This is a genomic window from Rhodococcus sp. T9N (assembly GCF_024436645.1).
In the GTDB taxonomy this organism is placed as follows: Bacteria; Actinomycetota; Actinomycetes; order Mycobacteriales; family Mycobacteriaceae; genus Rhodococcus_F; species Rhodococcus_F qingshengii.
Window position 1 is genome coordinate 172555 of the sequence record NZ_JAMSKS010000003.1, and the last position, 25091, is coordinate 197645.

General features: G+C 63.0%; 23 protein-coding genes. 14 read left to right on the plus strand and 9 right to left on the minus strand.

Annotation, left to right across the window (positions count from 1 at the left end):
- Window positions 1-35: 35 nt before the first annotated feature.
- From M1L53_RS07245 to M1L53_RS07265, 5 genes are read right to left on the minus strand one after another with little or no spacing between them, the layout of a single operon-like run.
- The gene (locus tag M1L53_RS07245; protein ID WP_003939865.1) at window positions 36-830 is read right to left on the minus strand and encodes an MHYT domain-containing protein; all 795 of its coding nucleotides are present in this window, start codon (window positions 828-830) and stop codon (window positions 36-38) included.
- 40 nt (window positions 831-870) lie between these two features.
- A complete protein-coding gene (locus M1L53_RS07250) occupies window positions 871-1458 on the minus strand; it encodes an ATP/GTP-binding protein (protein WP_003940118.1) in 588 nt (195 codons plus the stop codon).
- Entirely contained in the window at window positions 1439-1813 is a 375-nt protein-coding gene (locus M1L53_RS07255; protein ID WP_007727785.1) for a DUF742 domain-containing protein, read from the minus strand. Before M1L53_RS07255 ends, M1L53_RS07250 begins: the two co-directional genes overlap by 20 nt.
- A gap of 5 nt (window positions 1814-1818) precedes the next feature.
- On the minus strand, window positions 1819-2235 hold the full coding sequence (locus M1L53_RS07260) for a roadblock/LC7 domain-containing protein (protein ID WP_054188853.1): 417 nt from the start codon (window positions 2233-2235) through the stop codon (window positions 1819-1821).
- On the minus strand, window positions 2232-5078 hold the full coding sequence (locus M1L53_RS07265) for an ATP-binding protein (RefSeq protein ID WP_232319116.1): 2847 nt from the start codon (window positions 5076-5078) through the stop codon (window positions 2232-2234). The genes M1L53_RS07260 and M1L53_RS07265 overlap by 4 nt, the downstream gene beginning before the upstream one ends.
- A 379-nt stretch (window positions 5079-5457) precedes the next feature.
- Between M1L53_RS07265 and M1L53_RS07270 the strand changes: the two genes are divergently transcribed.
- Window positions 5458-5967 carry a hypothetical protein gene (locus M1L53_RS07270; RefSeq protein WP_054188851.1) on the plus strand — a complete coding sequence of 170 codons (510 nt, stop codon included), beginning with the start codon at window positions 5458-5460 and terminating at the stop codon, window positions 5965-5967.
- Window positions 5968-5971: 4 nt separating this feature from the next.
- Here M1L53_RS07270 and M1L53_RS07275 read toward each other — a convergent pair whose 3' ends face one another.
- Both M1L53_RS07275 and M1L53_RS07280 read right to left on the minus strand, forming a co-directional pair.
- Complete coding sequence (locus M1L53_RS07275; protein WP_054188850.1) at window positions 5972-7414, minus strand: phospholipase D-like domain-containing protein; 1443 nt, start codon at window positions 7412-7414, stop codon at window positions 5972-5974.
- Window positions 7411-8514 carry an NAD(P)-binding domain-containing protein gene (locus tag M1L53_RS07280; protein ID WP_054188849.1) on the minus strand — a complete coding sequence of 368 codons (1104 nt, stop codon included), beginning with the start codon at window positions 8512-8514 and terminating at the stop codon, window positions 7411-7413. The genes M1L53_RS07275 and M1L53_RS07280 overlap by 4 nt, the downstream gene beginning before the upstream one ends.
- A gap of 112 nt (window positions 8515-8626) precedes the next feature.
- On the opposite strand from M1L53_RS07280, the gene M1L53_RS07285 reads away from it, so the two are divergent.
- Both M1L53_RS07285 and M1L53_RS07290 read left to right on the plus strand, forming a co-directional pair.
- Complete coding sequence (locus tag M1L53_RS07285) at window positions 8627-9358, plus strand: enoyl-CoA hydratase (RefSeq protein WP_003940192.1); 732 nt, start codon at window positions 8627-8629, stop codon at window positions 9356-9358.
- A 62-nt stretch (window positions 9359-9420) separates the two neighbouring features.
- Window positions 9421-10536, plus strand: a complete 1116-nt coding sequence (locus tag M1L53_RS07290; protein WP_007727770.1) for an MBL fold metallo-hydrolase — start codon at window positions 9421-9423, stop codon at window positions 10534-10536.
- A 36-nt stretch (window positions 10537-10572) separates the two neighbouring features.
- Here M1L53_RS07290 and M1L53_RS07295 read toward each other — a convergent pair whose 3' ends face one another.
- Window positions 10573-11160, minus strand: a complete 588-nt coding sequence (locus M1L53_RS07295) for a hypothetical protein (protein WP_054188848.1) — start codon at window positions 11158-11160, stop codon at window positions 10573-10575.
- A gap of 137 nt (window positions 11161-11297) precedes the next feature.
- On the opposite strand from M1L53_RS07295, the gene M1L53_RS07300 reads away from it, so the two are divergent.
- A complete protein-coding gene (locus M1L53_RS07300) occupies window positions 11298-13802 on the plus strand; it encodes an HAD-IC family P-type ATPase (RefSeq protein WP_054188847.1) in 2505 nt (834 codons plus the stop codon).
- Between the two features lie 6 nt (window positions 13803-13808).
- On the opposite strand, the gene M1L53_RS07305 is transcribed toward M1L53_RS07300, so the two are convergent.
- Window positions 13809-14951, minus strand: a complete 1143-nt coding sequence (locus M1L53_RS07305) for a diguanylate cyclase (protein ID WP_003940053.1) — start codon at window positions 14949-14951, stop codon at window positions 13809-13811.
- A 180-nt stretch (window positions 14952-15131) separates the two neighbouring features.
- Between M1L53_RS07305 and M1L53_RS07310 the strand changes: the two genes are divergently transcribed.
- From M1L53_RS07310 to M1L53_RS07355, 10 genes are all read left to right on the plus strand, one after another.
- Window positions 15132-15323: an antitoxin gene (locus M1L53_RS07310; protein WP_003940164.1), complete on the plus strand. Its 192-nt coding sequence runs from the start codon at window positions 15132-15134 to the stop codon at window positions 15321-15323.
- A 121-nt stretch (window positions 15324-15444) separates the two neighbouring features.
- Complete coding sequence (locus M1L53_RS07315; RefSeq protein ID WP_003939739.1) at window positions 15445-17091, plus strand: Na+/H+ antiporter; 1647 nt, start codon at window positions 15445-15447, stop codon at window positions 17089-17091.
- Between the two features lie 15 nt (window positions 17092-17106).
- The gene (locus M1L53_RS07320; RefSeq protein WP_007727763.1) at window positions 17107-18324 is read left to right on the plus strand and encodes a lipase family protein; all 1218 of its coding nucleotides are present in this window, start codon (window positions 17107-17109) and stop codon (window positions 18322-18324) included.
- Window positions 18325-18328: 4 nt separating this feature from the next.
- On the plus strand, window positions 18329-18715 hold the full coding sequence (locus M1L53_RS07325) for an MmcQ/YjbR family DNA-binding protein (RefSeq protein ID WP_007727762.1): 387 nt from the start codon (window positions 18329-18331) through the stop codon (window positions 18713-18715).
- Window positions 18712-19929: a sensor histidine kinase gene (locus M1L53_RS07330; RefSeq protein WP_030534943.1), complete on the plus strand. Its 1218-nt coding sequence runs from the start codon at window positions 18712-18714 to the stop codon at window positions 19927-19929. Before M1L53_RS07325 ends, M1L53_RS07330 begins: the two co-directional genes overlap by 4 nt.
- Window positions 19930-19980: 51 nt before the next feature.
- Entirely contained in the window at window positions 19981-20772 is a 792-nt protein-coding gene (locus M1L53_RS07335; RefSeq protein ID WP_003939723.1) for a LytTR family DNA-binding domain-containing protein, read from the plus strand.
- Window positions 20769-21140 (plus strand): membrane protein, encoded by a 372-nt coding sequence (locus M1L53_RS07340; protein WP_003939880.1) that lies wholly within the window; start codon window positions 20769-20771, stop codon window positions 21138-21140. The genes M1L53_RS07335 and M1L53_RS07340 overlap by 4 nt, the downstream gene beginning before the upstream one ends.
- Before the next feature lie 10 nt (window positions 21141-21150).
- Window positions 21151-22902: a cation acetate symporter gene (locus tag M1L53_RS07345; RefSeq protein ID WP_030534942.1), complete on the plus strand. Its 1752-nt coding sequence runs from the start codon at window positions 21151-21153 to the stop codon at window positions 22900-22902.
- Window positions 22903-23064: 162 nt separating this feature from the next.
- On the plus strand, window positions 23065-23427 hold the full coding sequence (locus M1L53_RS07350) for a DUF485 domain-containing protein (RefSeq protein ID WP_054188957.1): 363 nt from the start codon (window positions 23065-23067) through the stop codon (window positions 23425-23427).
- On the plus strand, window positions 23424-25061 hold the full coding sequence (locus M1L53_RS07355) for a cation acetate symporter (protein ID WP_007727752.1): 1638 nt from the start codon (window positions 23424-23426) through the stop codon (window positions 25059-25061). The genes M1L53_RS07350 and M1L53_RS07355 overlap by 4 nt, the downstream gene beginning before the upstream one ends.
- Window positions 25062-25091: the final 30 nt, after the last annotated feature.

Here is a 25091-nt window from a genome sequence, read left to right on the forward strand (position 1 = left end):
GTTGTCGATTTACGTGAACTCGCCCCGTACTCTGCTCAGTTCGAGATCGCGAACTCTCGTGCTTCGAACGCCAGATCGTCGGCGGCGGATTCCATTCGTGCCGTCGCACGGTTGGGTGCTGTCAGCACTGCGACAATCGGAACTGCCAACGCCAGCAGGCCGAGAACGAAGACAGGGAAGAGGAACGAGAACACTTCGAGTCCCTGTGGCGCCGGGGCTGCCGCGTCGTGAACAACCTCGACAGCGGCCATTCCGGTGTAGTGCATACCGACGACGGCGATGCCCATGATGATTCCGGCGACAAAACGCAGAATCGTGGACTCGAGCACCATGGTGAACCACAGTGCAGCGGTTCCGGCGACGACTGCGATGAGAACCGACAGTGCAACGAAGAGCAGGTCGTAGTGGATCTCGCCCTGAAAGCGCAAGGCGCGCATACCCGTGTAATGCATGATGTTCACGGCGAGACCGGTTACCACGCCCCCGATCAGAAGCCGCGTCCAGCGAAATTCGGTCCCGATGATCAGCAGGCCGACAAACACGGCCCCTACTGAGATGATCGCGGAGATCACGGTCCATCCGAGGTTGTATCGAATGGGACTGCCGGGGACTGCGAATCCGAGCATGGCGATGAAATGCATGAGCCAGATGGCGACGCCACCGATCGACAAGGCAGCCATGGCGAGCCATCGCATGCGTGTGGCGGTTGTCGTCGCCGACGCTGAATGCCTGGTGCACGCCAGGCCGACTACCGACCCGACCACGGACACGACGTAGGCGAGTCCGAGCAGCCAGATTCCCATCGAGAAATGGTGCATTTCATCCGACATGCCAGTTCCTTTCGGCGACGATTCGCATCTGGTGATTCATCTAGACGACTGCTTCAGCTGCAAGTCGTTCGAGGGAGTATTCGGTGACGGCGATCAGCGCGCGTTTGGCCGATTCGCGGTTTCGGGCGTCGATCTCGATCATGGGAACCCGGTTGGGTAGAGCCAACGCCTGGCGGAGATCGCTCGCCGAATGGATTGGCGCGCCGTCGAAACGGTTGACCGCCACGATGAACGGGAGGCCTCGCGCCTCGAAGAAGTCGACTGCGGCGAAGCTGTCTTCCAGGCGACGCGTGTCGACCAGAATGACCGCACCGATCGCACCGGTGATCAGGTCGTCCCACATGAACCAGAAGCGGCGCTGTCCCGGGGTTCCGAACAGATAGAGGACCAGGTCGTCGGCGAGAGTGATGCGCCCGAAGTCCATCGCGACCGTCGTGGTGCTCTTGTCGGGAGTGGATCCGAGATTGTCGATACCGTCGCTGGCGTCGGTGACCATGGCCTCCGTGCGAAGGGGGACGATTTCGGAGACGGTCCCCACAAGTGTTGTCTTGCCAACACCGAAACCCCCGGCGATCACGATTTTTGTCGATTTCACGCGAGACGATGAGTCAGAGTGCCCGAAGTCCACTGAGGGTCCTTTCGATCAGTTCGCGTCGCTCGACTCGAGATGCGTCGCTTCGCAGAGTGGCATGTATTTCCAGTGATCCGGCTACTACGAGGTCGGCGACCAGTACCCGCACGACTCCGATCGGAACACCCAGGTGGGCAGCGATCTCGGCAACCGAGATCCGCTGCTCGCAGAGTGCGACGATCGATGCACGAATATCCTGCGGTGCAAGATTGTTCGAGACCGCGTCTTCGATCGTCGCGATGATCGCTTCGAGTGGGAGGTCGATGGACGGCAGGGTCCGACCTTCGGTGAGCGCGTACGGCCGGACCAAGCTCGGTTCGGCGTCGTCGTACTCGGATTGATGGTGAGGCATCGAACTCAAATACCCTGCGATGTTCTCGGGGTAATGTCCATGGTGGTGCCGACGCGATCGACGAGAGTCGCCATTTCGTAACCGATCTGGCCGATGTCGCATCCGGCGACAGCGAGAGCAGCAAGGTAAGCGCCACTACCGACGCCCATGAGAAGCAGGTAGCCGTTCTCCATCTCGACGACGGACTGCATGACGGCTCCACCGTCGAAGAGGCGTGACGCCCCCGCGGACAGGCTGGCGAGTCCGGAAGTGACAGCGGCTAATTGATCGGCCCGATCGAGCGGAAGATGTGTGCTCGAGGCCGTCAACAACCCGTCGGCTGAGACGATGATCGCGTGACTCACACCCGGCACGTCTCGGGCAAAAGCCGATACCAGCCAGTCGAGTGCGCGGGGAGTCTCTTGGGCTCCGACAGTGTTCACTGTTCTCCTTCATCGTTGTGCAACATCGTGGACGATTCGAAAGACTGTCCGCCATCGGGCTGATGGTCGGCGGCGCGCCGACGCCCTCGTTGTACTCCGGATTGGTAACTGCTCCAACCACGTTGGACGTCCGCCGGATTGGATGCATGGCGCTGTGTCGTTCCGCCTCTCCCGACTGCGCCGGGAACCAGGCGGGCTCCGCGGTCTCGAATGGGAAGTCCGGAATCGGCGATCTTGGTGACCGGCATCTCGAACGAGGTCCGAGCGGCCAGCCAGCCTTGATCCGCGTCGGTGGTCCACGCACTGCCGGTGGAAGCAGCTGAAGTCTCCGCCGTCGGGTCCACGAGCCACTCGGACACCATCCGGGCGAAAATCGGCATCGTGGTCGGGGCAGCGAGTACGCCGTTCGAGTTGCCCTCTCCCGCGCCGTCAGCGCGCGCCGATGCGCGAGCAGAGAGCCCGTCACGGGTGCGCGAGGAGAAGAACGCCGCAGTATTTGTCGGCGTCGGGGCTGAGAGCCGGTGCCGTGGCGGCGGGGTTGTCGACGGGTGTGGACCCACCGGGATCTCGGGACCCTGTGCCGGCGAGGTGAATTCCGGCGAAGGAGTACGCACGGGAAGGGACGTCGATGCGCTTGTGCCTTCGGGATCGGGCAGAGGAGCGAAGGACGACACGGAGGTGGCGGGTGCAGCAGTGGTCGGAGTCGAGGTACTGACCGCCGGTACTCCACTTGTGCCCGGAGTGCGACGTGGCAACCCCGAAGGCGCTGTTGTCGTGGGAATGGATTGCGGTGTGATCGGGGCGAACGTCTCAGTCCGGTCGGTGCTGTTGCTGGGCGTTCGACGCGGGAGATCTGCGAAACTTCTGGTCGCAGGCTGCGGGGGTGCCAATTCGGTCGGGACGGGCTGTGACCAGGACGGTTCAGACGGTGCGGGCGGCGGAGTCCGATCGAGCGTGGGCACGGGTCCGGTTCGCGGCGTGCGGATCTCGGGTCCCCGAGAAGAATCGAGTATCGACGTCGGTAGGAGCACCGTTGCGGTGATGCCGCTGTGCGTCGACGACGTTGCCGTCGGGCGCAGGCGCACAGAGATGTTGTAGCGACGACTGATTCGGCTCACGACGAACAAACCCATGCGACGCGCTGTATCCGCGCTCATCTCGCCGCCGGCGGCGAGGCGCTCGTTGGCATCGAGGATATCGGCAGGCGACATGCCGATACCGAGATCTGCGATCTCGACGATCATGGAGCCGTCGATGGTGCGGGCAGCGTTGATGGAGACGGTGGTCTCCGGCGGGGAGTACCGCAGAGAATTGTCGAGCAGTTCAGCGATGAGGTGAACGACGTCCGGGGCAGCATGACCGGTGACGACTCCGGGCGGTATCTGCCCGAGTTCGACGCGTCGATATTCCTCGACGCCTGATACCGCCGCACGAAGGATATCGCCGAGAGCGACGGGGGCGGTTCTGGCGCGGCGTACATCGGTTCCGGCGAGAACCAACAAGTTGTCGCCGTTTCTACGCATTCTCGCGGCGATGTGGTCGAGCCGGAACAGATTCTCGAGGCGACGAGGGTCGTCTTCGTCCTGCTCCAACTGTTCGATCAAACCGAGTTGCTGGTCGACGAGGGACTTGTTACGCCTCGACAGCGTTTCGAACATGTCGTTGACCTGGCGCCGCAGGGTGGCCTGCTCGCCGGCCAGCGTGATGGCCTGACCGTGCATGTCGTCCACCGCGCGTGCAAGCTCGCCGATTTCCTCGTGGGTGCGGATCGGTACACGGGCGAAGTCGACGTCGTCGATACTGGCACCTGCGCGAATTCGTTCGATCGCGTCGGGGAGTCCGCGTCGTGCTGCTTGCAATGCGGCAAATCGCAGCCGACGGATCGGATCGATGAGCGATCGGCTGATGACGAGGGCGATGGCCAGTGCCAGCAGGACCGCGCCGAGCACGATTGCAGTGTCACGAAGTGCTGCGGTTCGTGCTGCATTGGATTCAGCGGTGACGGTATCGCCGAACTCGGTGACGGTGGTGTCGGTCAGGCTGTTGTACTGGTCGTTTCCGGATTTCAGATCGGTACCGACGCGGCTCCCCAGAGGAGAGGTCGACGGGGTTGATCCGAGTGCGTTGATCCGGTTCTGAGCGGAGTTGCTGAGGGTCCGGACGGTGTCGTTGCTCCCGTCGATGGCGAGAATGTTGTTCAGAGCGACCAGTTCGGCACCGGCGGCACTGACCATCGAGGTACGAGCCTGCTGGTCCGGATCACCTGAGCCGAAGAGGATTCGTTGTTCGGCCAGTGCTCGTCGCGCATCCCAGAGTGCTGAGAGTCGGCCACCCTCTTCGCGCAGCGCCGGACGCTGAGAATGCTCGACGACGCTGGTGAAGGTGCTCGAGAGTGCGCGAGAGACTTCGCCGACCCGCGAAACCAAGCGTGCGGGAGCCACCGCGCCGGCGGCGACCTCTTCCATGATGGAACGGCTCTCTGCGAGCGCCGAAGTCACTTGGTCGTTGAGGTCGTCGTCGGACTGGAACGCGCGCGCGGCGTCGACCAGTTGATCCATTGCGTCCGAAACCGCTTGTGTGGCGGGGCCGGTGTCAGTGCGTGCCGATGCGGCTTCGGCGAGCTCGTACAGCGCGGATTCGAGATTGATCGCGGCGGGCACAGCGAGGGCGCGCTCGGACGAGGAACTCAGCTGTGCGGCTTCTTCGAGTTCCGTCTGAACGCGAAGGGCTCCGAGGACGACGGCGACGATCATCGGCAATGCGAGAACGGCGATGACCTTCCATCCCAGGCGCCATTCGCCGATCGACCACCAAGAGGTTGTCGTGTGTGAATCGTGTTTCATGCGGAACATGGCCCCTTCACGTCAACCCCCCCGTGGGTCATTGCCCGAACCCCTTCGATCCGGTTTGACCAGAAGGGGTAGTTAGCTGAACGGTAACAGACTGTTCGCTGGCTCGCTACATCCCAGTTGGCCTCTTGGATCGCCGATGACTATATCCGGATTGTAAGGCCAGGTGAAAGGGTAAACGGACAAGTGCGGCGAATGGGATAGCCGGATAGTCCAATTTGGTAGCTCGGTGAGCAGTGCTGCCCGGGAATTCGTGGAACTCGCGGCAAGCATCTGGCTCGTGTCCCGACATCGAGGACACGTCCGAACGAGGCGCACACGCATGTCAGAATGTGGAAACCGCACCGATGACCGAATTGAACTTGGAGCCATAGTGAGTGGAACTGCTCGCGACGCGTTGCGCGCGATCGCCGAACTGCTCGCCCCTGACAGCGCTGTTGTCATCGATCGTGTGACTCTCGCGATCGACCAGCCGGAACGGTATGTCGAAGTACAGAACGAGTTGTACTCACAGACGCTCGAGAAGCCACACCCGGAAATGGCGTGGTTTGCTCTCGTCGACGCGTTGCACGAACAAGAACGCCTGGTCTGGGTGGACTGGAACGAGGATGCTGCCGAGGTTCTGGGTCAGCTGCGAGTGCTCACGTCGGCGCCGGCGGGATCGTGGGAGTGGGCGGACAGTCTTGCCATGGGCTTCGATCGAGCTGCCGGACTCGAATCGCTTCTCGCCCGTATCGTCGACAACATCACCGATACGGGCGTTTCACTTGCCTGGCTCGACAGCGACAGCGATACGTTTCTCCTCGCGCTCGTCCCGAGTGTTCACGGTGCAACGCTCGTCGAACTCGCGCTGGCAACCGGGCACTGCGTGCGCGTGTTCTAGAGTCTCAGCGTTTGCCGAGCAGGCGGCGCAATCCTTCGATTCGATCGCTCAGTCTGGGTGGCGTGCGCTCGGGATCCATCAGTGCATTTTCAGCGAGCACGTGGTCTTCGCCGTCGACTGTGTTCCGGTCGAATTCGCGCAGACTGCGAGCGTCGGAGGTCGCGAGAGCGCGAACCGTCGACAACAGTGACTGCTCGCCCAACGCGTCGTCGACTTCTTCCTCGGTGACGTCGAGGTGCTCGCTGAGTAGGCGGCGCCTCAATCCGATGATCGAGGCGCGCAACTCGACATCTGCGTCGTCGTCGGATTCGACGGCGATGTCGCACTCGGTGTCGAAGCCCATCGAACGGTTGTTGAGATTCGACGACCCGATTCGCAGGAGGCGATCGTCCATCACGAGAACCTTGGCGTGGACGTAAATAGGTGCGCCAGAAGAGGTCACGGGATAAAACGCCCCGAACCGGTCGTGGATATCGGCGGACCACAGCAGATGCAACAGGTCGTGGCGCGCCCCGTCCATCGCCTTTTGTTCCAGCCAACCGTCGGCGTTGCGCGGAATGACCAGAACGATCTCCGGTCCGTCGTCCTCACGCAGGCGCGCGGCAATCGCCTCGGCCAGAGTGCGTGAGGCGAGGTACTGGCTTTCGATGTACAGCGTGTGTTCGGCGCCGGCGATGGCCGCGAGATACAGCGCCTCGATCTCACGAACCTCCGCGCGCTCGCCGAGTTCCGGCAATGTTCTGGCGACGGCTACGTCGACCACCCGCAAGGTGGGAGCCAAATTGACGGGCCATGGAGTAGTAGTGCTCTCGACCGGTGTCAGATCCTCGCCGGTTGCGGATTTCCAGCGTGCCCGCGCCAATTCGCCGATGGCCGCAGCCGCATTGCCGTCGACCGCCGTGGTTGCGTCATGCCAAGGGCCGTAACGCCTTCCGCTCGGCGTGATTCGATAATCGTTTCGGTCGACGTGATCCGAGGTGTCCCAGCGGTCCACAGTCATGTCGATGCCGCCGCAGAACGCCAGAGCGTCGTCGATGACGATGATTTTCTGATGGTGCGCCGCACCAACCGGGTGGGCGCCGTCGATCTCGAACCGTAGGCGCTCGTCGGTCAGCCAGTTGGACACGAAGACGGGAGTCATGCCGCGGCCGATTGCGGTGAACGCGCCGATGTTCCATTTGAGTACGAGGATTTCGAGGTCGGGTTTCTCGCGGACGAGCCAGCGGAGGAACATTCCCAACCGGTTGGGGCCGTCGAGAGTCTGCTCGCCTGGTTCGAGTTTGATGCGCGTGTCGAAGTCCCAGCCGATCAACATGATTCGCTTTTCAGCTTGCAGCATTGCGGACTTCGCATGATGAAAGTAGTCAGCGGCGTCGACGATGCAGGCAAGATTGTCCGCCGGTTCGATGCGCCAGCAGGTTTCGCCCGGAACAAGGATTCTGTTCATTCGCCGATTCCCAGGTACGCGGTCAGTTCGCGCGCTGCCGCTTGGCCGGCGCGGTTGGCTCCGATCGTCGACGACGACGGTCCGTATCCCACCAGGTGCACGCGAGGGTCGGCTTCGACCTGCGTGGCGAGGCGCCCGGTCATCGGGATTCCGCCACCCGGTCCGCGCAGGTGCAACGGCGCCAGGTGATCGAGTGAGCTACGAAAACCGGTGCACCACAAGATGACATCGGCGTCGGCGACGGTACCGTCGGCCCACTTCACGCCGTTCGGAAGAATTTCGGAGAACATCGGCAGTCGATTCATCACACCACGCTCACGTGCTGCCCGGATGGCAGGCGTTACCGGGAGGCCGGTCACCGAGACAACGGATCCCGGTGGCAGGCCGCGTCGTACACGATCTTCGACCATGGCAACCGCAGCGCGGCCGATGTCCGGCGTGAACGGCTCGTCGCGGAACTCGGGTTCGCGCCGCGTCACCCAGGTAGTGGTCGTGACGCGTGAGATCTCGTCGAGCAGTTGGACAGCCGAGATCCCGCCGCCGACCACGACGACATGTTTGCCTTCGAACTCGGCAGCGGTTCGATAGTCCTTCGTGTGCAGTTGTCGGCCACGGAACGACTCGGCCCCGCGATAGTGGGGGATGAAGGGCCGCTCCCAGGTCCCCGTCGCGTTGATCAAGCCTCGCGCCGCGAATACTCCCCGGTCGGTCTCGATCCGCAGGCGCTCTTCCCTCGGACACACCACTCGCGTGTGTACCGGGCGGTGGACGGGAAGTTCGAATTGCTTTTCGTACAGTTCGAAGTAGTGGGGGACCGCCACCGATGCAGGCACCTGTTCGGCGTCTGTACCGGTGGTTTCCGCGAAGGACATTCCCGGGAGGTCATGGACGCCGTTGACGGTGCTCAGTGTCAGGCTCGGCCAACGGAACTGCCACGCCCCGCCCGGCCCCGACGCATGATCGAGCACCACGAACCCCGATTCGGGCTCGATTCCGAACTTGCGCAGGTAGTACGCGGCGGAGAGTCCGGCCTGTCCGGCGCCGATCACCACCACGTCAACCGGGTGTGGTTGCTGTGCGGCAAGGTCGTCTGTACTCATCGGTAATCTAACCTCCTGATGTACAGAACTTAGCTGCAGAGAAGTATGCGGACGGTATCGGCGCCTCGGAACATCCCTGTGTCGAGCCTTCCAGAAACGAAAGTGAGCGGACATGATCGGGTTCTCCCGTGACGGCAACGTCGTGACCATCGAGTTGCAGCGTCACGAGCGTCGTAATGCGCTCAGCGCGGAACTCTGCATCGCAATACGGGACGCGATGAACGCGGCGGTAGCCGAGCACGCGCATGTCGTCGTCATCACCGGTGAGGGATCGGCGTTCTGTGCAGGCGCGGACCTTTCCGGCGACGTCTACATGGAGGGCTTCACCGATCGCCTGTTCGAGATGCTTCGCTCTATCGACACGGCGCCCATCCCCGTCATCGCTGCCGTCAACGGTCCGGCCATCGGCGCGGGCACGCAACTGGCCATCGCGTCGGATCTTCGCGTCGTAGCGCCGAGCGCTCGCTTCGGAATCCCGGCCGCCACCCTCGGTGTCTCGGTGGACAAGTGGACGATGCGTCGGCTCGCGTCGCTGGTCGGCGGCGGTCCCGCGCGCACCATTTTGCTCGGCATCGAACAGATCGGCGCCGAAGAAGCCTTCACTCGCGGCCTCGCCAACAAAATCGGAACCCTCGACGACGCTCAGGAATGGGCACACCGCATCGCGAATCTCGCACCGCTGTCGTTGCGGCACATGAAGATGGTTCTCAACGACGACGGCACCATGGAGGAGCAGTCTCCCGAGCAGCTCGACGCGCTTCACGCCGCCTGGCTCAGCGAGGACGTCCAGGAAGCCCGCGCTGCCCGCATCGAGAACCGCCCTCCCGTATTCAAGGGTAAGTAAAGCTGGTTGCAGGGAAAACAGGCGCCGGGCACGCAGGGCAGATAGTGGCTACGCTCGTCTGAATGAAGAAGACGACGGTTCTCGGAGTTGCTGCTGTTGCCGCGGCGACGGGGTGGGTGGCGCGAGCCGCATGGGGCATCCCGACGCAGATCGGGGCCTCGCGAAACACGGTGCAACCGTATGCGGCGATGTCCCCGCGATACCGGGACCGCCAGTTCCACAACTCGGAGCCCAGCAGCACACTGGTTCCGGGCACCGATGTCGGAATGTTCAAGTCGATGGCCACGCGAGGGTCGACGGGTCGGCCGCGTCGGCCGATTCCGTTGGCCACTCCGCTGGCACCGGCGGCAGCCGGCGACGCGGCGGTGACGTGGTACGGCCATTCGAGCGTTCTCGTCGAGGTCGACGGCTACCGCGTTCTCGCCGATCCGGTGTGGAGTGAACGCGTATCACCCTCGGCCACAGTAGGTCCCGCGCGCATGCACCCCACTCCGGTGGCTTTGACCGAACTGCCTGCAGTGGATGCGATAGTCATCTCTCACGATCACTACGACCATCTCGACATGGCTACGGTCAAGACCCTGACTCGTACACAGACCGCTCCGTTCGTCGTGCCGATCGGTATCGGGGCTCACCTGCGGCACTGGAAGGTGCCCGAGAACCGGATCGTGGAATTGGACTGGGACGAGTCGACAAAAATCGACGACCTGGTCCTCACGTGCACGGAGGCTCGTCACTTCTCCGGTCGTGGCCTCGTCCGGAACACGACGCAGTGGGCGTCGTGGGTATTCGCCGGGCCGAAGCACCGGGTCTTCTTCGGTGGTGACAGCGGATACACATCGCGTTTCGAACAGCTGGGTGAAACCTATGGGCCTTTCGATCTGACGCTTCTCCCCGTCGGTGCGTACGACGTGCGCTGGCCGGACATCCACATGAATCCGGAAGAGGCAGTGCAGACGCACATCGACCTCAACAAGGGCGACGGGTCGCGCGGTGTCTTCGTCCCGATTCACTGGGCGACGTTCAACCTCGCGTTTCACTCGTGGTCGGAGCCGATCATTCGCCTCGACGAGTCGGCTGCAGATGCGGGCACAACAGTGTCGGTCCCGATGCCGGGCGGCAGGATCGACGCGTTGTCACCGACACCGCCGTCGAAGTGGTGGATACCGCTGGGCTGACTGCGGCCCGTGCTCGAAAGTCACCCGGGATCTTCCTCAATCCAGTCGGATTCCGAACCAACCCCCACGTTGGTACTGCAGTTGATGTGTCACTTGTTCACTGGTGAGGTCGGGATCGGGTTGTCGTTTCGGTTCCCATAGTTGTGTGACACTTTCGGATGCGGATGCGATGCCTTCTCCGTCGAGGGTGACAACCTTCTCGTCCATTCCCAGCTGAGGCCATGCAGTTGCGACATCGATCGGCCCGGCAGGCGGTATCGGAGCCAGCAAATACTCACCGCGCACTGAGCCCGAGCGGCTTTCAGCCGTGCGTAACTCCAGCAGCGAGCCTCGCGTTCTTTGCGCGGTTGTCACCGATGATCCGTCCGCGAAACCGAGGCCGAGGAGTAGCGGCGCGCTGAAATGTGTGAACGTGGGACGCCCGTCGTAAGTGCCGAGACTCAGCGAGAGTGCCGGATCCTCGTAGCGGGCATCAATCGCGAACATCATCCCGAACGAGTAAACCCGAATCGCCGACAACCAGACAACCACGTTGTCGGTCCGGTTGAGGTCGAGAGAAATCGGCAGGTCGACGGGCCGTTCGCACCGAAGCGCCTCGTCTAGACCGTTGTAGACGTATTTCATACCGTTCCTCGATGGCCTTCTCTGCTCGTTCCGACCAGCATCGCAGAACCGCGGCGCACGGGTGTGATCTTCGTGTAGCCGTCATTGCCACACGAGTCCGACCCTGATTAGTTGCTCCGGGTGCGTAATCTTTGACCATGGCTCACGAGCACACCAGTTCAGAAGAGACAGCAGTGGCGGTAGCGCCTGAGCGATTGCCGGACGACGTCGACGTCGCCCGCGGTCTGACCGCCGATCAGGTTGCAGCAAGGATCGCGTCGGGACAAACCAACGATGTACCGGACCGGGCGTCCCGCTCGGTCAAGGACATCATTCGCGGCAACGTCTTCACTCGCATCAACGCGATCCTGACCGTGTTGTTGGTGATCGTGCTCGCGACGGGTTCGATCATCGACGGCATGTTCGGACTGCTGATCATCGCGAACAGCGGTATCGGCATCATCCAGGAGATCCGCGCCAAGCGCACGCTCGACGCTCTGGCCATCGTGAGTCAGGCCAAGCCCATGGTCAGGCGTGACGGCGTCGCCGTGGCGAAGGCGCCCAAAGATGTTGTGCTCGACGATATTATCGAACTCGGATCCGGTGACCAGATAGTCGTCGACGGTGAGGTGGTCAGTTCGGCTGCACTCGAGGTCGACGAATCGCTGCTCACCGGTGAGGCCGATCCGGTTCACAAGGCGAGTGGCCAGCAAGTGTTGTCGGGCAGTTTTGTTGCCGCGGGCAGCGGTGCATACCGCGCCACCAAGGTCGGCGGCGATGCATACGCGGCCAAGCTGGCCGAAGAGGCGAGCAAGTTCACCCTCGTGCATTCCGAACTGCGCAGCGGCATCGACAAGATCCTGAAGTTCATCACCTACCTGATGATTCCGGCGGGTGCGCTGATCATCTTCAATCAGCTCTTCACGATCGGCCTGCCGATCCGACCGGCACTCAACGGCATGGTGGCAGCTCTGGTTCCGATGGTTCCCGAAGGCCTTGTGCTCATGACGTCCATTGCATTTGCGGTCGGTGTGATCCGGTTGGGCAAGCGCCAGTGCCTCGTTCAGGAGTTGCCGGCGATCGAGGGTCTGGCTCGTGTCGACGTGGTGTGCGCGGACAAGACCGGAACGCTGACCGAGAACGGTATGCGGCTGTCCGAGGTCGACGTCGCACCGGGTGGATCGGGGGAGACTGCGGTCAAGTCCGCGTTGAGCGCGATGGCCGCGTCCGACCCTCGCCCCAACGCGAGTGTCCTGGCGATTCGCGAGTCTCTCTCCGACGACTCCGGGTGGGGCGAAGCGACAGCGGTGGCGCCGTTCTCCTCGGCGAAGAAGTGGAGCGGCCAGTCGTACGGCAGTCACGGCAACTGGGTACTCGGTGCCCCGGACGTGCTGCTCGATCCCGACTCGGAAATGGCCCGCAAGGCCGAGGAAGTGGGATCGAGCGGACTTCGTGTCCTCATGCTCGGCAGCAGCGACCTCCCCGTCGACGACGCCGACGCCCCTGGCACCGTCACCCCCGAAGCTCTGGTCGTGCTCGAGCAGAAAGTGCGCCCGGACGCCCAGGAGACGTTGGAGTACTTCGCCAGCCAGAAGGTCGCGGTCAAGGTCATTTCCGGCGACAACGCGGTTTCCGTCGGCGCCGTTGCCGGATCCCTCGGACTCGAAGGCGGCGACCGCCCCATCGACGCGCGAGAGCTGCCCAGCGATCAGGAAAAGCTGGCGGACACTCTCGACGGAGCAACGACGTTCGGTCGAGTGCGACCGGATCAGAAGCGGGAAATGGTCGCGGCCTTGCAGTCTCGCGGACATACCGTCGCGATGACCGGTGACGGCGTCAACGACGTGCTCGCACTCAAGGACGCCGACATCGGAGTCTCGATGGGGTCGGGCAGCCCGGCTACCCGAGCCGTGGCCCAGATCGTGCTGCTGGACAACAAGTTCGCGACGCTCCCGTACGTCGTCGCGGAAGGCCGCCGAGTGATCGGCAACATCGAGCGTGTGTCGAATCTGTTCCTGACCAAGACCGTCTACTCGGTGGTGCTTGCGTTCCTGATCGGCATCACCGGCGTCCTGTCCCAGGTCTTCGACTTCGAACCGCTGCCGTACCCGTTCCTGCCCCGCCACGTCACGATCGCAGCGTGGTTCACGATCGGTATCCCGGCCTTCATCTTGTCTCTGGCACCCAACAACGAGCGCGCGCGAACCGGTTTCGTCTCGCGCGTGATGCGTCTGGCGTTGCCGTCGGGCCTGATCATCGGCATCACCACGTTCATCTCCTACGTATTGGCTTACCAAGGCCCGGACCAGACGGAAACCCAGAAGATCCAGGCCGGAACCAGTGCGCTCATCACGTTGATCATGATCGCCGTGTGGGTTCTGGCCGTCGTGGCTCGGCCGTACGTCTGGTGGAAGCTCGTTCTGATCGGCGGGTCGGTGGCCGGATACCTCATCCTGTTCGCGCTGCCGTTCACCCGCGAGTTCTTCAAACTGGATCCGAGCAACGTCGCTGCGACGACGCTCGCGATCACCCTCGGCGCGATCGGCGTTGTACTCGTGGAACTCTCGTGGTGGATCAGCGCACGCCTGCACGGGGAGAAACGAAAGATGTTCGCGACACCCGACGACCTGCCCGGCGAGCATCACCATGCCCACAGTGAGTGAGTAGTTTCAGCGCCTGAACATCTGCACCCAGGCAATGCGATCGCCGCCGCGCTTCTTGGCTCGGTACATCGCATTGTCTGCGTGCTCGATCAGTTCGTTTACAGCTCGATCCGGTAAGTCCGTCTCGGGACTCAGATAGACGCTGACGCCGGTACTGGCGGACACAGGATAGGGATCGGAGTCGGACGAGACCGCCGAATGTATCTCGGTGGCGACCTGCTCGATATCTCCTCGATCGACTCCGCGCAGGACGACGAACTCGTCTCCACCGATTCGAGCCACCACCGCATCGGGTCCGGCGGCAGCGATGAGGCGGTCGGCGACAGCGGTCAACGCGTCGTCGCCCGCGACGTGCCCGTGCGTGTCGTTGAGGTTTTTGAACGAGTCGACGTCGATGAGTAGTGCGATCAGAGCCTGCGTTCGATCACTGCGCAGCAGATGCTGTGCCTCGTCCTGGAGTCCGCGGCGATTGAGTGTCGCGGTGAGGTAGTCCCGGTGGGCGTTGCGTGCGTCGTCGGTCAGGCGCAGCCAGACGATCTGCAGAATCCATGCGGTGGAGAAAACCACACCGGCAACCATCAGATAGAGATTCACGACCACCCAGTCGTCGTTGACCGGCTCGGACATCGCCATGGCAGCGAGCGTCGTGCAGACAGCAAGAGCCCAACCGATGTGGCTGATGGCAACGCGAGGGCTGTGAACTATCGCCGCATAGAAGCCGATCATGATGAACAAGATGCAGCCGATGGTTCCGACGAAAGCGGTGCGTACGGCGAAGAAGAGAGTGACGGCGAGCCACAGGTCGGCCCAGACGACAAAGGCCACGGATTGTCGCCAAGTTGGCCACGATTCATTACGCGCCCAGCGGTAGCCCGCATAGGCGCCACTGATAGTTCCGAGGGCGAAGATCGACCGCGCCAGGGCGGTGTCGGAACCGAAGCGGCTCAACTGCATGGTCGCCGCGATCAGGGCGAAGAGAAAACACCACACCGCGACTAATTTGCGTCCGGGAACGGTCAGCCCGCGAGTGTCGAGGAATCGGGGGAGCCAGGTGTAATCGGTGCGATCCGACCACCACCGGGACAGCAGTTCACGCGTGGGGTAGGGGTCGCTCCCCGTCCCGCGCAGTCCTGCATTCAAACCGGGCACCTGTCGATGTCGATGGGTGGTCAATCAGCTATTGGCGGGTTAACGCTACCTCGAGTTGCGCACGGCTCGAACGCACGGACCTGCTTTCTGGCGCAGAGGCCGTCGACCTGTGAGAATCGAAGGGCGCGGAGGAACGATTCCGCCGAAGGATGTGCGTCAGCACCGGGAGAGGACACGGACATGGGTTTCTTGGACAACGTCAAGGGATTGGTCGAAAAGGGCCAGGAGCTCGCAGCGGAGAACTCCGACAAGGTTCACGACGCTATCGACAAGGTCGCCGACATCGCCGACGACAAGACCGGCAACAAGTACGGCGATCAGATCGACAAGGCAGCTGAGGCCGCCAAGAAGGCTGTTCCCGAAAAGCAGTAATACCGGATTCGGCATACCGTTTTTCGGTAGCACCGTTGCTCAGGGGCCCGTCACCGAAAAGGTTGCGGGCTTCTGTGCGTCCGCTGGGTGAACTCCTAGGGTCGGCGGGCAGAATGAACGCGTGAACTTCACCTGGATTCTGCTGGTCGTCATTGCCGCCATCGCAGTCACCGGGCTGTCCAATCGACGAAACCTGCAGGCTCCGCTGGTTTTGGTGACGGTAGGTTCGGTCGCATCCTTCATACCCGGTATGCCGCGGCCGGAACTCGATCCCCACGTCATTCTCGGTGTGGTCCTGCCGCCGCTTCTCTACTCGGCCGCTCTGAAATTCTCGGTGGCGACCTTCAAACGCAACTTGGCCCCGATCTTGCGCCTTGGCGTCGGAATGGTGTTGGTGACGGCGTTCGTGGTTGCCTTCTTCGCCGAATGGATGGTGCCCGAGTTCACGATCGGCGCCGCCCTGGTGCTCGGGGCCGTGATCGCGCCGACCGACGCCGTCAGCGCGGTGGCGGTCGGTCAGAAGCTCGGGCTCCCGAAACGGGTGATCGCCATCCTGACGGGCGAGGGGCTCGTCAACGACGCCACCGCGCTCACGCTCTTCACCGTCGCCGTCGCAGCAGTGACCGGAACGCGAATTGCCACCGATTCGCCCCTGTTGTTCTTCGCGTACGAAGTGATCGGCGGCGTTGTCGTCGGCTTGGTGCTCGCGTTTGTCGTCAAGTTCGTTCGTGCCCGCATGTACGACTCTCCACTGGAAACCGGCTTGGGGTTGGTGCTTCCGTTCGCTGCCTACCTGGCCGCCGAAGAACTACACGCGTCCGGTGTTCTGGCCGTTGTGGTCGCTGGTCTGGTGATCGGGCACTATTCGACGGACGCGTCGATCATGACGCGATTGCAGGAGCGCTCGGTGTGGTCGAGCCTGGACACTCTTCTCGAGATGTTCGTCTTCGCGTACATGGGGCTCCAGCTGAGCTTCGTGATCGACGATGTTGTCGCCGACGGACTTCCGGTGCTTCACGTGTTCGCGTACGGTCTCGCAGTCCTGGCCGTTGTCATCGTGATTCGGCCGGTGTGGCTGTTCCTGAGCTACTCGCGTGTGCGATTCGGTGTAACCCTGCGCCGTGATCGCGAGAATCAACTGACGTGGAAACAGAATCTGGTGGTCTCGTGGGCGGGAATGCGCGGCGTCGTCACTCTTGCTGCGGCCGGCGGTATCCCGTTTGCACTCTCGTCCGGCGAGCCGTTCCCCGGACGCGGCGTCATCCAGGCGATCGCGTTCATCGTCGCGGTCGGGACATTGCTCATCCAGGGATCTACCTTGCCGTTCATGATCCGTCGCCTCGACGTCGCAGATCCTTACGAGCAGTTGCGCACGCAGGAACAGATGGAGTTGGCCCGCAACATTTCTCGCAAGGCGGGAGAGAAGGCGTTGGCAGACGCGGCCGCGCACCCTCCGCCGGGGATCGACGGGAAGGAACTGCAGGCGATCGTCGAACGCGTACGACGCTCGATGCAGGCGAGGCTTCAACTCCAGGAGGTCGACGAGGACGCCGATCGCGAGGCCGCCTTGTGGAATGCGGGAGCTCTGTTCGACAAGTTCCGGCATCAGTCACTGCGCTCGCAACGAGTTGCGCTGATCGCCGCACGTGACGACGGAGATCTCGACGACGAGGTATTGCGTACCGTATTGGAAGGACTCGACATCGAAGAGGCCGCAGCAGAGGAACGTGTCAGGCGTCGCCGAGCAGGTAGCGGTGCAGGCAAATAGAGGGGAACACTGCGTATGACTGTTCGGAGTTCGAGGGTTCGCGCAGTCTGGGGAGTCGTGGTGGCGAGCGCACTTCTCGTGAGCGTCGGCTGCGGATCGGATGCCTCGCCAGATGTCTCTGTCACCGACAACGCAACCACGACGACCCCGCCGGTCGAGAGCAGCGCGCAACGCGGCGTCGTGTTCGACAGTGAACCCTTCACCAGCACAGCCGAAGTGGCGGCGTCCGGAGCGAGCGCGGTGAAAATCCTGTACGGCTCCACCTCCGGTATCGACGGCCGGGAGACCCAGGTATCGGGAACCGTGTTCACACCGCCTGGAACGCCGCCGGAGGGCGGTTGGCCGATCGTCTCCATCGGCCATGGCACGACGGGTATTTCGGACGACTGTGCGCCGTCGGCCTCGCCGACCCTCTTCGGCACGATCGGCCTGGTCGCGCCGTTCCTCGACTCGGGATACGTGGTCGCTGTATCCGACTTCGAGGGCCTCGGCACTCCGGACCCGCATCCTTACCTGCAACCGGACACCGCGGCGTTCAACGTCATCGACGCGGTTCGAGCGGCGCGCAACGTCGTTCCGGACACCTCGACTCGTTGGGCAACTCTGGGGCTGTCCCAAGGCGGGCAGGCATCCTGGGCGGCAGCCGAGGAAGCCGACACCTACGGCGACGGACTCGAATTCGTCGGTGCAGCAAACCTGTCCCCGGCAGCGGACATCTCGCCGATCATCTCGAGTGATTCCGAGGTGAATCTGTCACTGCCTCAGCAACTGCTGCTGCCCTATGTACTCGAAGGGCTGTCCCTCACCCATCCGGACCTCGAACGAACCGACTACGTGCGCGGCGCATTCGAGCAGAACTACGACCTGCTCACCTCGTGCCTGACCTCTCGGGCGACGGAGAAGTTGGGTCTGGTCGGAAAGGTGACGCCCGCCGACACGCGGCCGGCTACCGCCGAGGATGCGGACCGAATTCACGCGTGGCTCAGCGACGTTGCTCTTCCCCGTCAACGCGCGAGCGGTCCGATGTACGTAGTCGTCGGTACCAATGACAACCTGATCCGTCCGGAATGGACCGAGGCGGCAGTCGAACGCGCCTGCGCCGACGGTGACGTCATCGAATTCCAGGCGCGACCGGGTGAAGGTCATGCGGACGGCGCCGCTGTGCCGGGAGCTGTCGCGTGGGTGAAGGATCGATTTGCAGGTGTTCCGGCACCGAATACCTGCGGGTCGTGAATCGATGACGCCGTTGGAGCGAATCCGCGCTCTTGCACTGGCATTGCCGGAGGCGACCGAGCGGGTCAGCCACGGTGAAGCGTCGTGGTTCGTGCGCAAGGCGCCGCAGTTCGTCACCATGGCAGATCACCACCACGACGATCGCGTCGCGATCTGGGCCGCGGCCCCACCTGGGGCGCAGGCAGATTGGGTCAGTCGTGACCCGTCGAGGTTCTTCGTCCCTCCGTACGTGGGTGGCCGGGGATGGATCGGCGTGTACCTCGACGTTCCGAGTGCCGACGAGACCGAGGACGAGAAATTCTGGAACGACGTAGCCGACGTCGTCGAAGATGCGTACCGCACGGTGGCTCCGAAAACACTGATACGGAAACTGGACGAGGACTCGCCTTGAGTCCGGCCGTGGTCGCGCTTCTCAGCGTGCTGATTCTCGCAGTGGCCGGGGCGCTGACGGCTGTGTGGATGCGCACCAGACGTGAGGTGACCACCCCCACCGAACGTGCAGTCCATGCCGCTCTCCACACGGCTTCGCTTGCCGCGCGGCCACTTCGGCGTGGACTCGACGAGAATTCGGCCGCCGAGGCGGCGCCTCACCTACGCGAGCTGACCGGCGGCTCCGGTCTGGGCCTGGCAGACGCGTCGGGAAACCTGTTGGCGTGGGACGGCCGTCACGAAGCGTTGTCCGAACAATTCCATGACGCCGCCATTCGTGCGATCGAAGGCGAACGCCGGGTACTCGTCACGCACTCGGACCTGGTGCGCGGACCGAGCGATCACCATGTGCGAGCGCTGATCGCTCAGCCCCTGCTGATCGAGGACATCGGCGTGGTCGGCGTACTGGGAATCGTCACCAGCGAGGACCCGTGGCCGGGAATGCTCGGAGCGGTCACCGAGGTGGCACGATATGCCTGCAGTCAGATCGAACTCGCCGACCTCGACGCGTCCAGAGCCCTGTTGGATCGAGCCGAAGTGCGTGCCCTGCGCGCACAGATCAGTCCTCATTTCATCTACAACGCGCTCAACACGGTCGCATCGTTTGTTCGAACCGATCCGGCGCGGGCCAGAGAACTGATCCTCGAGTTCGCGGACTTCACGCGGTACTCGTTCCGATCTGCGGGTGAGTTCACCCTGCTCGCCGACGAGCTGCGCAACATCGATCGTTACCTGACCCTCGAACGCGCGCGATTCGGGGAGGCTCTGAACGTCCGCCTTCAGATAGCACCCGAAGTGCTCAACGTGGTTCTTCCTTTCCTTGCCCTCCAGCCGCTGGTCGAGAACGCGGTTCGTCACGGCATTTCGAGTAAGCCGGAGGGCGGGACCGTGAGCATCGTGGCTGCGGACGAGGGACCGGACTGCATCATCAGCGTCGAGGACGACGGTGTGGGGATGGACCCCGAACTACTGCGCTCCGGTTCGCTCGACGCCATCGAGTCGGGATCGGGGCGACCCAGCGCACGAGAAGCTGCTCACGTCGGTTTGGCCAACGTCGACGACAGACTTCGTGCCGCGTTCGGCAACGACTACGGACTCGTGGTGGAGACAGCGCCGGGTGCCGGTACGAAGGTCAGCATGCGTGTTCCCAAGTTCAAGCAGGGTATTCACGTCTGATTCTCGCCTTCGATGATCAGGCTGAAACCGTCGTGGGAACATGGACCTGTTGTGAACGAGACTGACACTGATGCCCAGCTGACCGTCCTTGCCGTCGACGACGAGAAACCAGCCCTCGACGAGCTGGCCTTCTTGCTGCGCGCCGAGGACTCGGTGGCGCACGTTCACACGGCATCGGATGCGACGACAGCGTTGCGGATACTGCGCGGTGGAAGCATCGACGCGGTGTTTCTCGACATCAACATGCCCGGACTCGACGGTCTCGAACTGGCCGGCATCCTCTCCAATTTCGCGACGCCACCGCCCGTGGTGTTCGTGACAGCGCACGACGATCGAGCGGTTGACGCATTCGATCTCGGCGCCGTCGACTACCTACTCAAACCGCTCCGGGAGGAGCGTCTCGCTCAGGCCGTTCAGCGGATCGTGGGGCTGGCCGGGCGCACCAAGAGTGAGAGCAAACCCGAAGCTGCGCCCACGGACGAGGTGATCCCGGTGGAACTGGGCGGTGTCACGACGCTCGTTCAGCGTTCCTCGGTGGAGTGGGTGGAAGCCGACGGGGACTACGCGCGTTTGCACACCGCTGGAAAGTCGCACCTGGTGCGCATCCCGATCTCGACGCTCGAATCACGCTGGGCCGACGCGGGCTTCTTGCGTGTGCACCGCTCCTACCTGGTGTCGCTGGCGCTGGTCACCGGCATCCGAACAGTAGGCAGTGGATTGGTGGTCTGTCTGCGCCCGCACGGCGACAAGCCTCCCGTCGAGCTTCCGGTCAGTCGCAGACACACCCGTGAACTCAAGGATCGACTGGTTCGTGCGCCCAAGCAGAGTTGGTTGTCGCGGTGACGTCGCAGTCCGATCCTCCGCAGCGTGAGCGCGTTGTGTTGGCGCAACGTAGTGGCGCACGGATCGTGCGAACACGGGTGGAGGTGCAGGAACAGACCGAAGTCGGTGACGCCATGATCCGCGGTCTCGTTCGCGCGCAGTTGGGACTGGCGATTCGCCTTGCCGTCGTCGCAGCCGGGCTCCTGTGTGCGGTGCCGCTGCTGACGCATCTCTTCCCGACGCTGTCGGAGGTCGCGGTCCTTGGCATCCGGTTGCCGTGGCTCGTAATGGGCGGCGCCGTGTATCCCTTGCTGTTGACGACCGGTTGGGTGTTCGTGCGTCGTGCGGAGCGAAACGAGCAGGACTTCAACGACATCGTGGACGACTGAGCGCGGCACTGTGGGAGGACAACCTATCCCGGTGTTGACGGTGCTCGGCATCGTGGCAGCAGCTGTCGCGACGGTGGCTATCGGAATCTACGGCGTTCGGCTCGCTCGTACCACCTCGGACTTTCTCGTCGCGTCCAGAACCGTCAGTGCGCGGTGGAATGCGACGGCCATCTCCGGCGAGTACCTCTCTGCTGCTTCGTTTCTCGGTGTTGCGGGGCTGGTCGCCAAGTACGGCGCCGACGCACTCTGGTATCCCATCGGCTTCACCGCCGGATACCTCGCCCTGCTGCTGTTCGTCGCAGCGCCGCTTCGGCGTTCCGGTGCGTATACCGTCCCTGATTTCGCCGAGTTCCGTCTCGGCTCACCGCGATTGCGCAAGCTCGCGATGCTCGTGGTCGCGATGGTGTGCATCCTGTATTTGATTCCACAGTTCCAAGGCGCGGGACTGACGCTCAATATCTTGCTCGGGGTTCCCAGTTGGATCGGCGGCGTAGCGGTCGGGGTCATCGTCATCGCCAACGTCGTCGGCGGCGGGATGCGCTCGATCACCTTCGTTCAGGCCTTCCAGTACTGGCTGAAACTGACTGCCGTCGCGATTCCCGCTGTGGCACTGACCTTCTACTTCTTCGGCGATCACCACGACGTCGGCGCGTCGATGCCGCCGACGGTCACCACTGCGACGACCGTCGACATCACCACCGACGTCGTCGTCCAGGTGTCCGAGCCGGTGACGGTCAGCGGCGGCACAGTCGACGGGCGAGCGGTCGAAGGCACGATGACCCTGGGGCCGGGGGAGCACACTCTCGGTGAAGGCATGTCCATGGTCCTCGACGCGGGAGCCGCTGTCCCTGTCGTCGCCGGAGCGCCCGCGCAGAACTCTGACTGGATCACCCCGGGTTGGGGTTTCGGTGGGCCGCACCCGATGTACCAGGTGTACTCGCTGATGCTCGCGACCTTCCTCGGAACGCTCGGCCTTCCTCATGTTCTCGTCCGGTTCTACACCAACCCCGACGGCCGGGCAGCCCGTCTGACGTCGCTCGCCGTTGTCGGTCTGGTCAGCGTGTTCTACCTGTTTCCGACACTCCTCGGCGTCTTCGCTCGTCTGTACGTCCCGCAACTTCTGATCACCGGCACCTCTGACGCGGCGGTGCTGCTGTTGCCGGGCTCGGTGTTCTCGGGGTGGGGCGGACAACTGCTGGCAGCCCTCGTGGCGTCCGGTGCCATCGCCGCTTTCCTGTCGACGTCGTCCGGATTGCTCGTCAGCATCGCCGGCGTCGTCAGTACCGATGTCCTCCGTGGTCGAGTTCGAGACTTCCGTATTGCAGCGCTACTGGCCGGGGTCGTTCCTCTCGTGCTGTCGCTGGCGGTGGTGTCGGTCGACCTCTCGAGAACCGTCGGTTTGGTGTTCGCAGTCGCTGCGTCGACGCTCTGCCCACTGCTCGTATTGGGTATCTGGTGGCGCGGTCTGACCGCCGTCGGCGCGGGGGCGGGGATGGTTGTCGGTGGATGTGTTGCGGGCACTGCCGCTACTGTCGCCGTCCTGGGTGGTTTGTCGGAGGACGTCCTCGGTGGCTGGCCGGCAGCCATTTTCGCGTTCCCGGCCGCGGTGAGCGTGCCGCTGGCGTTCCTCACGATGATCGTCGTGAGCAAGGTGTCGTCGAAGCAGATACCGGCAGATATTGCGCGAATCTTCACGCGGATGCACGCCCCGGAACGTCTCGGAATGGGCTCCGATCGCGAAGACGATCTCCGCCAACCCTGACTTTCACCGCCCGAACCCTCTGCCGTTGGTCGCGCCTGCCTGACCGTTCGGCGCAGCGCGCGACTGCTCACCGTGTGACTGGCGCCACAGCGTCTTCATGTGACTCCGATCTCACTAACGTCTGTGCGTAGTTCACTTCACACGCGAGGCGAGGAGCCGGCAGTGTCCACAGCAGAAATCAGTGAGGGGTCGCCGCAAGAGCGACGCACCCCGGATGCCCAGGCATTCATAGACATGCAATCGAGTCCCGAATTCCAGGAACTCCGAACGCGTCTGCGCAAGTTCGTTTTCCCCATCACTGCATTCTTCCTGCTCTGGTATGCGGTGTACGTCGTCCTGGCTACCTATGCCCACGACTTCATGGCCACCAAGGTCCTCGGCAACATCAATCTCGGCATCATCCTCGGCCTCGGGCAATTCGTCACGACCTTCGCCATCACCGCGTGGTACGTGAAGTTCGCCGGTCGTGAGCTCGATCCCCGCTCCGCCGCCATCCGTGAAGAACTGGAAGGTCCCGCACAGTGATCACCACACTCGCCGCGTCCGGAACGGACGTAGGAAACCCAGCCTTCAACATCGCGATCTTCCTCGCGTTCGTCGTCGTGACCATGACGCTGGTGATCCGCGCCAGCCGGACCACCAAGAAGGCGTCCGACTTCTACACCGGTGGTGGGCAGTTCACCGGCCCGCAGAACGGGTTCGCCATCGCCGGTGACTACCTCTCGGCGGCATCGTTCCTCGGTATCGCAGGTGCGATCGCCGTGTACGGCTACGACGGCTTCCTGTACTCCATCGGCTTCCTTGTCGCCTGGTTGGTTGCACTGCTCCTGGTCGCCGAATTGCTCAGGAACACGGGCAGATTCACGATGGCCGACGTCCTGAGCTTCAGGCTCAAGCAGCGTCCGGTGCGCATGGCGGCAGCCCTGTCCACTCTGGCCGTTTCCCTCTTCTATCTTCTTGCCCAGATGGCCGGCGCCGGTGGACTTGTCGCGCTGCTGCTCAACATCGACGGCAAGGTGGGACAGTCGATCGTCGTCGCGATCGTGGGTGTGCTGATGATCGTGTACGTCTTGGTCGGCGGCATGAAGGGCACCACCTACGTACAGATGGTCAAGGCAGTTCTGCTGGTTGCCGGAGCCGGAATCATGTTCGTACTCGTTCTGTGGGCAGTGCGCGGCAACTTCTCTCAGTTGCTCGCCAATGCGCAGGACATGGTCAACAGTTCCACCACCAAGGGTGTGCAGGGACGCGACATCCTCGGCCCCGGTGCCAAGTACGGTCTTTCCGGAATGACGAAGCTCGACTTCATCTCTCTCGGAATCGCTTTGGTGCTCGGCACCGCGGGCCTGCCGCACGTGCTGATGCGTTTCTACACGGTGCCCACTGCCAAGGAAGCTCGCCGCTCGGTGACCTGGGCGATCGCGCTCATCGGTGCCTTCTACCTGTTCACACTGGTTCTCGGCTACGGCGCGGCAAGCATGGTCGGACCGGACAAGATCTTGGCAGCGCCTGGTAAGGAGAACGCGGCCGCTCCGCTACTCGCCTTCGAGCTCGGTGGCACCATCTTCCTCGGCATCATCTCCGCGGTGGCGTTCGCGACCATCCTCGCCGTCGTTGCCGGTCTCGCGATCACTGCTTCTGCGTCGTTCGCTCACGACATCTACGCCAGTGTCATCAAGCGCGGCAACGCAACCGAGGAGCAGCAGGTTCGAGTTTCTCGAATCACCGTCGTGGTCATCGGACTCGTCTCCATCGTTCTCGGCATCATGGCGATGGGGCAGAACATCGCCTTCCTGGTGGCTCTCGCCTTCGCAGTGGCGGCCTCGGCGAACCTGCCCACCCTGCTCTACTCGTTGTTCTGGAAGAAGTTCAACACCACCGGTGCGCTCTTCAGCATCTACGGCGGTTTGATCAGCTGCTTGACGCTGATCGTGTTCTCCCCGGCGGTGTCGGGTAAGCCGTCGTCGATGTTCCCGAACTCCGACTTCGCCTGGTTCCCGCTCTCGAACCCCGGCATCGTCTCGATTCCGCTGGCATTCGTCCTCGGCATCGTCGGTACGTACATCGGACGTAACAAGATCGAAGATCCGGCAAAGCAGGCGGAGATGGAAGTTCGCTCCCTCACCGGCGTCGGCGTCGAAAAGGCTGTCAGCCACTAAGAGGGGCAAAGCCCCGTGCGTCTTTCTGGT

Coding starts and splice junctions, on each gene's coding strand:
- M1L53_RS07290 (WP_007727770.1), top strand. CDS start 9,421: ATGAAGAAGACGACGGTTCTCGGAGTTGCTGCTGTTGCCGCGGCGACG.
- M1L53_RS07255 (WP_007727785.1), bottom strand. CDS start 1,813: ATGCCTCACCATCAATCCGAGTACGACGACGCCGAACCGAGCTTGGTC.
- M1L53_RS07265 (WP_232319116.1), bottom strand. CDS start 5,078: ATGAAACACGATTCACACACGACAACCTCTTGGTGGTCGATCGGCGAA.
- M1L53_RS07295 (WP_054188848.1), bottom strand. CDS start 11,160: ATGAAATACGTCTACAACGGTCTAGACGAGGCGCTTCGGTGCGAACGG.
- M1L53_RS07310 (WP_003940164.1), top strand. CDS start 15,132: ATGGGTTTCTTGGACAACGTCAAGGGATTGGTCGAAAAGGGCCAGGAG.
- M1L53_RS07275 (WP_054188850.1), bottom strand. CDS start 7,414: ATGAACAGAATCCTTGTTCCGGGCGAAACCTGCTGGCGCATCGAACCG.
- M1L53_RS07320 (WP_007727763.1), top strand. CDS start 17,107: ATGACTGTTCGGAGTTCGAGGGTTCGCGCAGTCTGGGGAGTCGTGGTG.
- M1L53_RS07300 (WP_054188847.1), top strand. CDS start 11,298: ATGGCTCACGAGCACACCAGTTCAGAAGAGACAGCAGTGGCGGTAGCG.
- M1L53_RS07280 (WP_054188849.1), bottom strand. CDS start 8,514: ATGAGTACAGACGACCTTGCCGCACAGCAACCACACCCGGTTGACGTG.
- M1L53_RS07325 (WP_007727762.1), top strand. CDS start 18,329: ATGACGCCGTTGGAGCGAATCCGCGCTCTTGCACTGGCATTGCCGGAG.
- M1L53_RS07245 (WP_003939865.1), bottom strand. CDS start 830: ATGTCGGATGAAATGCACCATTTCTCGATGGGAATCTGGCTGCTCGGA.
- M1L53_RS07285 (WP_003940192.1), top strand. CDS start 8,627: ATGATCGGGTTCTCCCGTGACGGCAACGTCGTGACCATCGAGTTGCAG.